This is a genomic window from Streptomyces sp. WAC04114 (assembly GCF_019733245.1).
GTDB classification, from domain to species: domain Bacteria; phylum Actinomycetota; class Actinomycetes; order Streptomycetales; family Streptomycetaceae; genus Streptomyces; species Streptomyces massasporeus_A.
Map to the genome: position 1 here is coordinate 1 of NZ_JAIGQA010000215.1, position 12,834 is coordinate 12,834.

Here is a 12,834-nt window from a genome sequence, read left to right on the forward strand (position 1 = left end):
CCCCGGCCCCGCCCGCACGGCCTGACGTCCAGCCCGCCGAACCCCTGGCGTACGCTGGGCTGGTCCGTCCACAACCCTTACGAAAGGGACGCCCGGTGACCGAGAAGGCCGACCTTCAGCCCATCCTCGACCGCGCAGCCGCCGGTGGGCGGATCACCCCGGACGAGGCACTCGTGCTGTACCGGGACGCCCCGCTGCACGCGCTGGGCGCCGCCGCCGACGCCGTACGACGCCGCCGGTACGCCGGGACCGAGCACATCGCGACGTACATCATCGAGCGCAACATCAACTACACGAACGTGTGCGTCACGGCGTGCAAGTTCTGCGCGTTCTACGCCCCGCCGAAGGCCACCGACAAGGGCTGGACGCGTGACCTGGACGACATCCTGCGCCGCTGCGCGGAGACCGTCGAGCTGGGCGGTACGCAGATCATGTTCCAGGGCGGGCACCACCCGGACTACGGCGTCGAGTACTACGAGAAGCACTTCGCGGCGATCAAGAAGGAATTCCCCCAGCTGGTGATCCACTCGCTGGGCGCCTCCGAGGTCGAGCACATGGCCCGGATCTCCAAGGTGAGCGTGGAGGAGGCCATCCAGCGCATCCACGCCGCCGGCCTCGACTCCTTCGCCGGTGCCGGTGCCGAGCTGCTGCCCGAGCGGCCCCGCAAGGCCATCGCCCCGCTCAAGGAGTCCGGCGAGCGCTGGCTGGAGATCATGGAGATCGCGCACAACCTGGGCGTGGAATCCACCTCCACCATGCTGATGGGCACCGGCGAGACCAACGCCGAGCGCATCGAGCACCTGCGGATGATCCGGGACGTCCAGGACCGCACGGGCGGCTTCCGCGCCTTCATCCCGTACACCTACCAGCCCGAGAACAACCACCTGAAGGGCCGCACGCAGGCGACGCTCTTCGAATACCTGCGCATGATCGCCATCGCGCGGCTGTTCATGGACAACATCGCCCACATCCAGGGCTCGTGGCTGACCACGGGCAAGGAGGTCGGGCAGCTCTCCCTGCACTACGGCGCCGACGACCTCGGCTCGATCATGCTGGAGGAGAACGTGGTGTCGTCGGCCGGTGCCAAGCACCGGTCCAACCGGATGGAGATCATCGATCTGATCCGGAAGGCCGGCCGGGTGCCCGCCCAGCGGGCGACCACCTACGAGCACCTCGTCGTCCACGACGACCCGGCGAACGACCCCGTCGACGACCGCGTCGTCTCGCACATCTCCTCCACGGCCATCGAGGGCGGCACGGCTCACCCCGAGCTGAAGCTGCTGGCGCCCAACTGACCCGACCGTGCTGACGATTCACGCCGCCCCGCTGGTCCTTCCGGCGGGCGCGGCACCCGGCATGGACGCACCCGTCGTGGACGGCGCCGTCGCGGTCGACGGCGACCGGGTCATCGCCGTAGGAACCTACGGCGAGGTCGCCGAGGACGCGCCCGGCGCGCGGGTGCGGCGCTGGCCCGGCGTGCTCACCCCGGGTCTGCGCCAGTGGCACCCGCTGTGGCTGCTGCGCCACTGCTATCACCCCGACCCGAGGGAAGCGGACGAGCTGGGCGAACAGCCCCTGTGGGGCGAGCGGCTGGCCGCACTGGGCGACCTCACCGAGACCCGCTGGTCGGGCAGCGTGCGGCGCGGTGTGCAGCGGATGCTGCGCTACGGCACGACCGCGGTCGCCTCGCCCGGCGCCCGCTTCCGCGATCCGCTGGTGGCCACGGCCGTCGCCCGCTCCGGTCTGACCGTCGTGGGGACCACCGGCGCGCCCGGCACTCTGCTGGGGGAGCGGCCCGACCTCGACCCGTTCGCGGAGGGGTACGACCTCCCGGGCACGGTCCACGGCCCGTTGACCGTCGGCGGCCGGGCGGACCTGGCCGTGTTCGACGTGCCCGACGAGGCGGCCCTGCGCGAGCGCGGCGCGGCGACCTGCGTGGCGACCGTGCTGGCCGGGCGGCTGGTGTACCGGGCCCGCTGATCCCCGGGCGCGGGGCCGGCCGCGCATCCCGAACCCCTTGCCGAACACCCCCGGGTCAGCCGGCGAAGGCCTTCCCGAACGCCCCCGGCCTCTGCGTCACCCCGCTGCAATCCGTCGCCGCCCTGGTCGAGTCGGAGCCTTTCGCGCACTGCCGGTCCCGGGCCGTCGACCACATCGACACCCAGGCGATGCCCTTCTCCTCGGCGAACGCCCGGACCTCGGCGGCGTCCGCGAGGGTGAAGGTCTCGTTCTTGACGTCGTTGACGCCGATCATCGAGGTGAGCGCCATGCCCTGCCAGGCGGTCGCGTCCGACGTGCCGAAGACCTTCTTCAGCTGGGTGTGCGCGGCCTTGGCGGAGGTGAGGGCGTAGCCGCCCATGTCACCGTCGTACGAGGAGCCGTAGTTCATCGTCATGAGGTTGACGGTGGAGACCCGCACGCCGTTGTCATTGGCGGAGGCGAGGAGCGCCAGGCCGTCCTTGTCGAGGCCCGAGGGCATCACCGGCAGGGTGAACGAGACCTCCAGACCGGTCCGTTCCTCCTGCAACCGCGCGATCGCCTTCGAACGCAGGGCGACGGACGCGGAGTCGGAGAGCTCGTCGCCCTCGATGTCGAAATCGGCGAGGGTGGTGCCGGCCGTGTCCAGGGCCTTGCCGTACGCCGCCGCCAGCTCCGCGGCGCTGTCGCAGTTCGCCGCGAGTTCCTTGCCGGAGGCGCCGCCGAAGGAGACCCGGACCCGGCCGCCGCCCTCCTTGAGCTTGGCGATCCGGGAGGTGACCTTCGCATCGCCGATCGCGTGCGTGCCGTTCCAGCGCGGGGTGCAGTCGTCGCCGTCGGCTAGGACGAACGCCAGGTTGTACGTGGTGGGGGAGCCGGCCGAGTCGGTGCCGGCGGCCTCGGTGGCGCTGAGGTACGGGGCGTACGAGGTGCCGGCCGTGGCCCTCGCCGTGGGAGACGTGGGAGACGTGGGAGACGTGGCGGACGTGGCGGACGTGGTGGCCTCGGAGGCCGGAGGGGCCGCGTCGCCCTGCCCGGAGCATGCGGCGGTGGCAAGGGCGAACAGGCAGCCCAGCCCGGCCGCCGCCGATTTCCGGTAACTCCTCATGACGTGCGCTCCCGTTCTCGTGAGGTCAGGGGGTAGGACAGGAAGTACGTTTCCCGGCAGCAAACGTCTCACGAGGTCCGTTGCGCGCGGCGAGTTCCGCGGGCATTCCCGAGAACTCTCGGAGAATGGACAACTTCGTCGTTTCTCATGGGCCCCTCACAAGAAAACCCGAGTTTAGAGCACATAAAGCCGCCCTACTGTCCGGGGAATGCATTCCGAGCCCGCCGTCGAAAGCCGCGTCCCTCGCGGTCGCCGCCGCAAACCCGGCAACGCATCCGCCGAAGGCCCACTGTTCGTTGACAACTCCGGACACCGCGCCCGGCAACTCCGGACACCGCGCCCGGCAACTCCGGACACCGCGCCCGGCAACTCCGGACACCGCGCCCGGCAACTCCGGACACCGCGCCCGGCAACTCCGGACGCCGCGCCCGGCCGCTGCGCCGGACCGGCCTCTTCCTGGGGGTCGTCTGCCTCGGGTACGCGGCCGTCCTCGGCGCGGCCTTCCTGGGCTGGGGCACGTCCCTGACGCCGTCGCAGTTGCTGCCGTTCGCGGGTGCGGGGCCCGGCGGCGGTCAGCCGGAAGAGGTTCCGGGCGGTCCCGGCGGCCCGGGAGTCCGGCCCGGCGGCGCCCCGTCGGCCCCGGCCGGGCAAGCCGCGAGCGGCACCACCCCGTCCCCGTCGACCTCCTAGTCCCCGTCGACCCCCTCGTCCCCGTCCGCCTCCGCCGGCGCCAACTGACCGGGGGCGCGCCATGACCACGACCACCCGCGACCCGCGACCGGCGCCGCGCGCCCTCCCGGACGGACCGCGTCGCCGGCAAGGCCGCCGCGCTCCAACGACCGCGCGAGGCGGCCGCGCCTCCTGCCCGGAGGGGGTGCTGCAAGAATGGGCCCGTGACCCGCGCATCCCTGGACAAGCAGCCGCACGAAGTCGCCTCGATGTTCGACGACGTGGCGGAACGGTACGACCTGACCAACGACGTGCTGTCCCTCGGCCAGGACCGGCGATGGCGCAAGGAGGTCGCCAAGGCGGTCGACGCCCGCCCGGCGCAGAAGATCCTCGACCTGGCGGCGGGCACGGGCACCTCCTCGCTGCCCTTCGCCCGCACCGGCGCCTACGTCGTCCCCTGCGACTTCTCCCAGGGCATGCTCCAGGTCGGCAAGCAGCGCCAGCCGTGGCTGCCGTACACCGCCGGCGACGCGACGCGGCTGCCGTTCAAGGACGACACCTTCGACGCCGTCACCATCTCCTTCGGGCTGCGCAACGTGCAGGACACCGACGCGGGCCTGCGCGAGATGCTCCGGGTGACCCGGCCCGGCGGGCGGATCGTGATCTGCGAGTTTTCGCACCCGACGTGGGCGCCGTTCCGCACGGTCTACACCGAGTACCTGATGCGCGCCCTGCCGCCGGTCGCCCGGGCCGTGTCCTCCAGCCCCGACGCCTACGTCTACCTCGCCGAGTCCATCCGCGCCTGGCCCGACCAGCCCGCCCTCGCCGAGCGGCTGGGCAAGGCCGGCTGGTCGCGGGTGGCCTGGCGCAACCTGAGCGGCGGCATCGTCGCCCTGCACCGGGGCTTCAAGGCCGAGTGAGACCGGGGCCCGTCGGCCTCAGGGCGAACTGAGGACCATGTACGGGTCGCCCGGCTCGTCCAGCTCGCGCTGGAGACCGCCCCGGGGCGGACGCGGGATCCGCGGTTCGTGCACGCCTCCGCCGCCCTCGCCGGGGCCGAAGTCGAACCACACGTAGACCACCGATTCCCGCGGCACCTCGGCACCGGGCTGCGGGTACTGGCGTACGACGTAGTCGACGACGGCGAGAGGGAGCTCGGGCCGGTCCGGTGCGGTGAGGAGGAGGCCCTGCGCCCGGGCTGTCTCCCGCGCGTCCACGGCCATCAGGCCGACCAGACGCGGTACGCGCACTTCGGGCGTCTTGCGGGATATCTGCACAGATGTCACCCCCAGCGGTACAGGAAGGGTAACTCCGGCCCCGCACCGACCGGAAGCGACCGATGTCGGTCTGTGACAGTCGACTACTCTCCGTGAACAGTCTGGAGATCGAGCCGGTAGCAGTGCCCCTGCCGCCGCGAGGCCGGGGTCGTGAAGGTCTCGGCGAGGCGCATGCCCAGGCGCCTGGTCACCGCGATCGACCGGCTGTTGCGGGCGTCGACCATCGCGACGACACCCGGGACGCCACTGGCCCGCATCCGCTCCAGCGTCTGCCGCGCGGCCGCGGTGACGTAGCCCCTGCCCCAGTGCTCCCGGCCCAGCCGCCAGCCGATCTCGATCTCCCCAGCCGGGCCCCAGGACCGCTCCCACGGCTGGGCGCCGGTGAAGCCGATGACCTGCCCCGACTCGTCGAGCACGGTCCACAGGCAGAAGCCGAGCTCCGCGTCGTGCCGGCGCTGGCGGGCGGTGAGCTCCTCGTAGACCGAGAGTTCCGCGGCCCTGCCGCCCTGGTACTCCATGACGTCCGGGTCGTCGAAGATCCGGTGCCAGGCGAACGCGTCCTCGTGGGTGGGGACACGAAGCCGCACAGCGGGGAGAGCTCGATTCATGGAGGCAGCCCTTCAGCCGGGTGATGAATGCTGCTGCATAGACTGCCCATGTCCAGTGCCGGTCGGCACGCAAGATTTCGAACTTGGGGAGATCCCGCCGTGACCGTCGTGACCGAGCCCCTCTCCGAGAACACCGCCGATGTGATCGTCGTGGGCGCGGGGCCGGCCGGCTCCACCACCGCCTACCACCTCGCCAAGGCCGGACTCGACGTCCTCCTGCTGGAGAAGACCGAGTTCCCCCGCGAAAAGGTCTGCGGTGACGGCCTCACCCCGCGCGCCGTCAAGCAACTGGTCGCGATGGGCATCGACATCTCGGAAGAGGCCGGCTGGCTGCGCAACAAGGGCCTGCGCATCATCGGCGGCGGGGTGCGGCTCCAGCTCGACTGGCCGGATCTCGCCTCCTTCCCCGACTACGGCCTCGTCCGCAAGCGCGACGACTTCGACGAGCAGCTCGCCCGGAACGCGCAGAAGGCCGGTGCCCGGCTCTTCGAGCGGTGCAACGTGGGCGCGCCGATCCTGGACGAGCGCACGGGCCGCATCACCGGGGTGCACGCCAAGCTCGGTGAGGACAAGCGCGAGGTCACCTTCCGCGCTCCACTGGTCGTGGCCGCCGACGGCAACTCCACCCGGCTGTCCCTGGCGATGGGCCTGCACCGCCGCGAGGACCGCCCGATGGGCGTGGCCGTGCGCACGTACTTCACCAGCCCGCGCCACGAGGACGACTACCTGGAGTCCTGGCTGGAGCTGTGGGACCGCCGCGGCGCCGAGGACCGGCTGCTGCCCGGCTACGGCTGGATCTTCGGCATGGGCGACGGCACGTCGAACGTCGGCCTCGGCGTCCTCAACACCTCCGACTCCTTCAAGGAGCTGGACTGGCGCGAGGTGCTGAAGGCCTGGTGCGCGTCCATGCCGGAGGACTGGGGCTACACCCCCGACAACATGACCGGCCCGATCCGCGGCGCCGCGCTCCCCATGGCCTTCAACCGCCAGCCGCACTACACCAAGGGCCTGCTGCTCGTCGGCGACGCGGGCGGCCTGGTGAACCCCTTCAACGGCGAGGGCATCGCCTACGCCATGGAGTCCGGCCAGATCGCCGCCGACGTCATCGTCCAGGCGCACGCCCGGCCGACCCCGGCGAGTCGCGAACTGGCCCTCCAGCGCTACCCGCGCGTCCTGAAGGACACCTACGGCGGCTACTACACGCTCGGCCGCGCCTTCGTGAAGCTCATCGGCAACCCGAAGGTCATGCAGATCGCGGCCCAGCGCGGTCTCACGCACCCGATGCTGATGAAGTTCACCCTGAAGCTCCTCGCGAACCTCACCGACCCGACGGGCGGCGACGCGATGGACCGCATCATCAACGGGCTGAGCAGGGTGGCCCCCAAGGCCTGACCGGGCGTTCGACTCCGTGATGCCGGCGGCCCGGCGTGCGTCCACCGACGCGCGCCGGGCCGCCGTCTGCCGCCGTGCGTACACGCAATGACCGGCGCGGCGTCAACACCCGGCCAGGCCGTGACAATTCGGGCGCACGATGCCGGAGTGACGGGGGCGCACGGGCGGGCCGGGATGCCGGGTGGCCCCCAGGAGGGCCCTGACGGCCCCTGGAGCGGCCCGGAGACGGGCCGAGGGGTTACGGGGCCCGAACGGCCCCGGACAGGCCGGGAGGGCCGATGCCGCGCAGCGGCAACGACCCTCGAGCCCGAACCTGCACATGTGTCGGACGTGTCAGACGACGCGTGACGTCAGACCCGAACCTGCACATGTGTCGGACGTGTCAGACGACGCGTGACGTCAGAGGACGCGTGACGTCAGACGACGCGTGACGTCAGAGGACGCGCACCGCGCCCGACGCCGGGTAGCCCGACAGGTCCTGGATGACGACGCCCTTGGACGGGTTGGCCGCGTCCAGGTACTGGCCGTCCCCGATGTAGACGCCCACGTGGTACGCGGAGCCCTTGCCGCCCCAGTACAGGATGTCGCCGACCTGGACGCTGGACAGCGGCACGTCCGTGCCGGCCATCGACTGGTCCTGCGAGACGCGCGGCAGATCCACACCAACCTGCTTGTACGCGGCCTGCACGAGGGAGGAGCAGTCCCAGGCGTTGGGACCGGTGGCGCCCATGACGTAGGCGTCGCCCACCTGGGCCTTCAGGAACGCGATGACCGTCGCGACGCTGCCGCTGGCGGGCGCCGACACGGACGTCGAGGTGGACGCGGAGGCGGAGGCGGAGAGGGTCGTGCGCTCGGCGCTGCGCGCGGCGCGCTCGGCGGCGGCCTTGCGGGCGGCCTCGGCGGCCTCCTTCTTGGCCTCGGCCTTCTTCGCCGCGGCGAGGTCCTTCTTGGCTTCCGCGGCGGCCTTGGCGGCGGCCGCGTCACGCTCGGCGCGCAGCTCGTAGTTCGCGGCGGCCTGCTGGGTGGCGGCCGCGGACTGGGCGACCTGAGCGGACATATCGGCCGTCAGGGTGGGCAGTTCGATGGTCTGCGTCACCGGCTCGGCGGCGCTCGCCGAGGCCGACGCACCCGCCGCTGCCATGCTGAGAACGCCACCGGCAACGCCGGCGCGCAGGGCGATCGAAGAGGTCGCGCTGCGGCGGGGTTTCCGGTGGCTGCGTATGTGAGCGGTGTGGGACATGGGAATAACCGGTACCAGGGGCTCCTTCATATCTTCAAGAAACGTGTGCTGCGCCACAGTTGTTCATCCAGGGCCCCAAAACCCCCCAACGAGCCCCCTTATTGACGCCGTAACGGACATTGCGGGCGTCCCGTGATCGGCCTGTGATCACGGTGTTTGATCAATACGCCCGAATTGCCCCGCGCCTACCATCGGTTGGGTTGATTGGCCAAGCCCCGTTCTCATGGATCTCTCATCCATGTGACGGAGGTCACGGAACGGCCGCCCCGCCGGTCGCGTCCCGGTGCGTGGATCACGACCGGGTCACGACCCCGCGAAGATCGTGAACGCATGCACGCGTCCACACCCCGCCTCGCATGCCCCCTGATGTGTGAACGCGCCTCTATCAAGAGATCAAGTCCGTCACCAATTTGCATGCAAGAGAACCCTCTTGATATTGAGACGACCCCTCCGGCCTGCACTGACGAGCCAAAATGTCACCTCTCGTGATCACTCGGACGCTTCGCGTGTGAAGATCACCGCTCATCCGACTTCATGATCGATCGTCAGGTGGTGGAGATCACAAAGGTTGAGTAATACCCCGTGTCGCAGATCACAGAGCGTCGGGCATAAGATGCACGCGGTTGGGCTTGTGACCTGCTTCACATGTTCCCGATCTTCGCCGGGGCGGGCGGGGTTCGAGGGACAGGTGGGGCGGATGTGAGCCCGATGCAAACCGCCAGCAGTCAGTGCCGACTGAGAGGAGCGAGGAGCGGTGAACGCTTATGCGCCCATCCTCGTACTGGGAGCCCTCGGGGCAGGCTTTGCGATCTTCTCCGTGGTCATGGCCACGTTGATCGGGCCCAAGCGGTACAACCGGGCCAAGCTCGAGGCCTACGAGTGCGGTATCGAGCCGACCCCCACGCCGGCCGGCGGCGGGCGCTTCCCCATCAAGTACTACCTGACGGCGATGCTCTTCATCATTTTCGATATCGAGATCGTCTTCCTCTACCCCTGGGCCGTCACCTTCGACGCCCTGGGGATCTTCGGGCTCGTGGAGATGCTGCTCTTCGTGCTCACCGTCTTCGTCGCGTACGCGTACGTATGGCGGCGCGGCGGCCTGGAATGGGACTGAGGGGCCACACGTCATGGGACTCGAAGAAAAGCTGCCGAGCGGCTTCCTGCTGACCACCGTCGAACAGGCCGCGGGGTGGGTGCGCAAGGCCTCGGTCTTTCCGGCCACGTTCGGCCTCGCCTGCTGTGCCATCGAGATGATGACCACCGGCGCGGGCCGCTACGACCTGGCGCGCTTCGGCATGGAGGTCTTCCGGGGCTCGCCGCGCCAGGCGGACCTGATGATCGTCGCCGGCCGGGTCAGCCAGAAGATGGCGCCGGTGCTCCGGCAGGTCTACGACCAGATGCCGAACCCCAAGTGGGTGATCTCCATGGGGGTCTGCGCCTCGTCCGGCGGCATGTTCAACAACTACGCCATCGTCCAGGGCGTCGACCACATCGTGCCGGTCGACATCTACCTCCCCGGCTGCCCGCCCCGGCCGGAGATGCTCATGGACGCGATCCTCAAGCTCCACCAGAAGATCCAGAGCTCCAAGCTCGGCGTGAACGCCGAGGAGGCGGCCCGCGAGGCGGAGGAAGCGGCGCTCAAGGCGCTGCCCACCATCGAGATGAAGGGGCTGCTGCGGTGAGCGACGCGAACGGCAACGGGGTCAACCCCGAGAAGGACCTCTCCGCGGAGAACCTCCCGGGCCAGCGCGGCCAGGGCGGTGAGGAGATCCGCGTCCAGCGCGGCATGTTCGGCGCCAACAACGGCGGTGACACCTCCGGCTACGGCGGCCTGGTCCGCTCGGTCCGGCTCCCGGGACCGGCGAGCCGCCCCTACGGCGGCTGGTTCGACGAGGTCGCCGACGAGCTCGAGGGCGCCCTGGAGGAGCAGGACCTGGTCCCCGCCAACGCCATCGAGAAGACGGTCGTCGACCGCGACGAGCTGACCTTCCACATCGAGCGCGAACACCTCGTCCGCGTCGCCCGCACCCTGCGCGACGACCCGGCCCTGCGCTTCGAACTGTGCACGGGCGTCAGCGGCGTGCACTACCCGAACGACAAGGGCCGCGAGCTGCACGCCGTCTACCACCTGCGGTCGATCACCCACAACCGGGTGATCCGCCTGGAAGTCAGCGCCCCCGACAGCGACCCGCACATCCCGTCGCTGTTCGAGGTCTATCCGACGAACGACTGGCACGAGCGCGAGACGTACGACTTCTTCGGAATCGTCTTCGACGGTCACCCGGCCCTGACGCGGATCATGATGCCGGACGACTGGCAGGGCTTCCCACAGCGCAAGGACTACCCCCTCGGCGGCATCCCCGTCGAGTACAAGGGCGCCCAGATCCCGGCTCCGGACCAGCGGAGGTCGTACTCATGAGCACTTCCCACGCCTCCCCTCGGGAGACGACCGAGGGCACCGTCTACACGGTCACCGGCGGCGACTGGGACGAGGTCGTCCAGTCCGCGGCCCGGGCCGACGACGAGCGCATCGTCGTCAACATGGGCCCGCAGCACCCGTCCACCCACGGTGTGCTCCGTCTGATCCTGGAGATCGACGGCGAGACCGTCACCGAGGCCCGCTGCGGAATCGGTTATCTGCACACCGGCATCGAGAAGAACCTCGAGTACCGGACGTGGACGCAGGGCACCACGTTCGTGACGCGCATGGACTACCTGACGCCGTTCTTCAACGAGACGGCGTACTGCCTCGGCGTCGAGAAGCTCCTCGGCATCGAGGACCAGATCCCGGACCGCGCCTCGATCATCCGTGTGCTCCTGATGGAGCTGAACCGCCTCTCCTCGCACCTGGTGTGCATCGCCACCGGCGGCATGGAGCTCGGCGCGACCACGATCATGATCTACGGCTTTCGTGATCGTGAACTCATTCTCGATATCTACGAGCTGATCACCGGCCTGCGGATGAACCACGCGTACATCCGCCCCGGCGGACTCGCCCAGGACCTGCCGCCCGGCGCGGTGGACCAGATCCGCGAGTTCGTGAAGAAGATGAAGAAGAACCTCCCGGAGTACGACAAGCTCGCCACCGGGAACCCGATCTTCAAGGCCCGTATGCAGGACGTCGGCTACCTGGACCTGGCCGGCTGCATGGCCCTCGGCGCGACGGGCCCGATCCTGCGCTCCACCGGCCTGCCGCACGACCTGCGCAAGGCGCAGCCGTACTGCGGTTACGAGACCTACGACTTCGAGATCCCGACCGCGGACACCTGCGACTCCTACGGCCGCTTCCTCATCCGGCTGGAGGAGATGCGCCAGTCCCTGCGGATCGTCGAGCAGTGCCTGGACCGGCTCCAGCCCGGCCCGGTCATGGTCGCCGACAAGAAGATCGCCTGGCCGGCCCAGCTGGCCCTGGGCCCCGACGGCCTCGGCAACTCCCTCGACCACATCAAGAAGATCATGGGCACCTCCATGGAGGCCCTGATCCATCACTTCAAGCTGGTCACCGAGGGCTTCCGCGTCCCGCCGGGACAGGCGTACGCGGCGGTCGAGTCGCCCAAGGGCGAACTCGGGGTGCACGTCGTGTCCGACGGCGGCACCCGCCCCTACCGGGTCCACTTCCGCGATCCGTCCTTCACCAACCTTCAGGCCATGGCGGCGATGTGCGAGGGCGGCCAAGTCGCCGACGTCATCGTCGCCGTCGCGTCCATCGACCCCGTGATGGGAGGCGTCGACCGGTGACCACATCGTCTTCCGAGCGGGGCGTCAGCCTGGGCATGCCCGAACTGCCCGCCCCCGCCTACCCGGACGACGTCCGGGCCCGTCTGGAGACGGACGCGCGCGAGGTCATCGCCCGCTACCCCGACTCCCGGTCCGCCCTGCTGCCGCTGCTGCACCTCGTCCAGGCGGAGGAGGGGCACGTCACCCGCACCGGCATGCAGTTCTGCGCGGACGTGCTCGGCCTGACCACGGCCGAGGTCACCGCGGTCGCCACCTTCTACACCATGTACCGCCGCCGGCCGAGCGGCGACTACCAGGTGGGGGTGTGCACCAACACCCTGTGCGCCGTCATGGGCGGGGACGCGATCTTCGAGGAGCTCCAGGAGCACCTCGGCGTCGGCAACGGCGAGACCACCGGCGACGGCAAGGTCACCCTGGAGCACATCGAGTGCAACGCGGCCTGCGACTTCGCACCGGTCGTGATGGTCAACTGGGAGTTCTTCGACAACCAGACCCCGGACAGCGCCAAGAGCCTCGTCGACGACCTGCGCGCGGGACGGCCGGTCACGCCCACCCGCGGCGCGCGCATGTGCACCTTCAAGGAGACCGCCCGGATCCTGGCCGGCTTCCCCGACGAGCGGGACGGGGCCGTGGAGTCCGGCGGAAGCGCGGGGCCCGCCTCCCTGATCGGCCTGAAGCTCGCCAAGGGGGAGGCCTCTCCCGCACGCGTGGTGCACCCGCGCGGTGAGGCGGCCCGGACCGGGGCACCGCACGAGCCGTCACCGACGGAGCACCTGAGCTCGCACGACGCGCCGCAGGACACATCGGCCTCCGACCCCTCCCACC

13 protein-coding genes are annotated in these 12,834 nt (G+C 70.2%); 9 read left to right on the plus strand and 4 right to left on the minus strand.

Annotated features, from left to right (window positions below):
* Positions 1 to 95: 95 nt before the first annotated feature.
* Together mqnC and K4G64_RS34650 are read left to right on the plus strand one after the other, a co-directional pair.
* Complete coding sequence (gene mqnC, locus K4G64_RS34645; RefSeq protein ID WP_030839983.1) at positions 96 to 1,295, plus strand: cyclic dehypoxanthinyl futalosine synthase; 1,200 nt, start codon at positions 96 to 98, stop codon at positions 1,293 to 1,295.
* 7 nt (positions 1,296 to 1,302) lie between these two features.
* On the plus strand, positions 1,303 to 1,980 hold the full coding sequence (locus tag K4G64_RS34650) for a hypothetical protein (RefSeq protein ID WP_221759872.1): 678 nt from the start codon (positions 1,303 to 1,305) through the stop codon (positions 1,978 to 1,980).
* A gap of 55 nt (positions 1,981 to 2,035) precedes the next feature.
* Here the strand turns inward: K4G64_RS34650 and K4G64_RS34655 are convergent, their stop codons facing one another.
* A complete protein-coding gene (locus K4G64_RS34655; RefSeq protein ID WP_221759873.1) occupies positions 2,036 to 3,085 on the minus strand; it encodes a chitinase in 1,050 nt (349 codons plus the stop codon).
* An 893-nt stretch (positions 3,086 to 3,978) separates the two neighbouring features.
* On the opposite strand from K4G64_RS34655, the gene K4G64_RS34660 reads away from it, so the two are divergent.
* Positions 3,979 to 4,674: a demethylmenaquinone methyltransferase gene (locus K4G64_RS34660; RefSeq protein WP_031105539.1), complete on the plus strand. Its 696-nt coding sequence runs from the start codon at positions 3,979 to 3,981 to the stop codon at positions 4,672 to 4,674.
* A gap of 18 nt (positions 4,675 to 4,692) precedes the next feature.
* Here the strand turns inward: K4G64_RS34660 and K4G64_RS34665 are convergent, their stop codons facing one another.
* A complete protein-coding gene (locus K4G64_RS34665; protein ID WP_374206487.1) occupies positions 4,693 to 5,040 on the minus strand; it encodes a PASTA domain-containing protein in 348 nt (115 codons plus the stop codon).
* A 74-nt stretch (positions 5,041 to 5,114) separates the two neighbouring features.
* On the minus strand, positions 5,115 to 5,639 hold the full coding sequence (locus tag K4G64_RS34670; RefSeq protein ID WP_221759875.1) for a GNAT family N-acetyltransferase: 525 nt from the start codon (positions 5,637 to 5,639) through the stop codon (positions 5,115 to 5,117).
* Positions 5,640 to 5,738: 99 nt separating this feature from the next.
* Between K4G64_RS34670 and K4G64_RS34675 the strand changes: the two genes are divergently transcribed.
* Positions 5,739 to 7,031 carry a geranylgeranyl reductase family protein gene (locus K4G64_RS34675; protein ID WP_221759876.1) on the plus strand — a complete coding sequence of 431 codons (1,293 nt, stop codon included), beginning with the start codon at positions 5,739 to 5,741 and terminating at the stop codon, positions 7,029 to 7,031.
* A 433-nt stretch (positions 7,032 to 7,464) separates the two neighbouring features.
* Here K4G64_RS34675 and K4G64_RS34680 read toward each other — a convergent pair whose 3' ends face one another.
* Positions 7,465 to 8,301, minus strand: a complete 837-nt coding sequence (locus K4G64_RS34680) for a C40 family peptidase (protein ID WP_221759879.1) — start codon at positions 8,299 to 8,301, stop codon at positions 7,465 to 7,467.
* A gap of 724 nt (positions 8,302 to 9,025) precedes the next feature.
* Here K4G64_RS34680 and K4G64_RS34685 point away from each other — a divergent pair.
* From K4G64_RS34685 to nuoE, 5 genes are all read left to right on the plus strand, one after another.
* The gene (locus tag K4G64_RS34685; RefSeq protein ID WP_003974383.1) at positions 9,026 to 9,385 is read left to right on the plus strand and encodes an NADH-quinone oxidoreductase subunit A; all 360 of its coding nucleotides are present in this window, start codon (positions 9,026 to 9,028) and stop codon (positions 9,383 to 9,385) included.
* A gap of 13 nt (positions 9,386 to 9,398) precedes the next feature.
* Complete coding sequence (locus K4G64_RS34690) at positions 9,399 to 9,953, plus strand: NADH-quinone oxidoreductase subunit B family protein (RefSeq protein ID WP_007383964.1); 555 nt, start codon at positions 9,399 to 9,401, stop codon at positions 9,951 to 9,953.
* Positions 9,950 to 10,690: an NADH-quinone oxidoreductase subunit C gene (locus K4G64_RS34695; protein WP_221759877.1), complete on the plus strand. Its 741-nt coding sequence runs from the start codon at positions 9,950 to 9,952 to the stop codon at positions 10,688 to 10,690. Before K4G64_RS34690 ends, K4G64_RS34695 begins: the two co-directional genes overlap by 4 nt.
* Entirely contained in the window at positions 10,687 to 12,009 is a 1,323-nt protein-coding gene (locus K4G64_RS34700) for an NADH-quinone oxidoreductase subunit D (RefSeq protein WP_142160732.1), read from the plus strand. Before K4G64_RS34695 ends, K4G64_RS34700 begins: the two co-directional genes overlap by 4 nt.
* The coding region (nuoE, locus tag K4G64_RS34705; RefSeq protein WP_221759878.1) for an NADH-quinone oxidoreductase subunit NuoE at positions 12,006 to 12,834 on the plus strand (829 nt) is incomplete at its 3' end. The genes K4G64_RS34700 and nuoE, both read left to right, overlap by 4 nt.

Excerpts from the sequence above, each read along its gene's own strand:
- K4G64_RS34655 (WP_221759873.1), bottom strand. The coding sequence starts at position 3,085 with ATGAGGAGTTACCGGAAATCGGCGGCGGCCGGGCTGGGCTGCCTGTTC.
- K4G64_RS34700 (WP_142160732.1), top strand. The coding sequence starts at position 10,687 with ATGAGCACTTCCCACGCCTCCCCTCGGGAGACGACCGAGGGCACCGTC.
- K4G64_RS34690 (WP_007383964.1), top strand. The coding sequence starts at position 9,399 with ATGGGACTCGAAGAAAAGCTGCCGAGCGGCTTCCTGCTGACCACCGTC.
- K4G64_RS34680 (WP_221759879.1), bottom strand. The coding sequence starts at position 8,301 with ATGAAGGAGCCCCTGGTACCGGTTATTCCCATGTCCCACACCGCTCAC.
- K4G64_RS34670 (WP_221759875.1), bottom strand. The coding sequence starts at position 5,639 with ATGAATCGAGCTCTCCCCGCTGTGCGGCTTCGTGTCCCCACCCACGAG.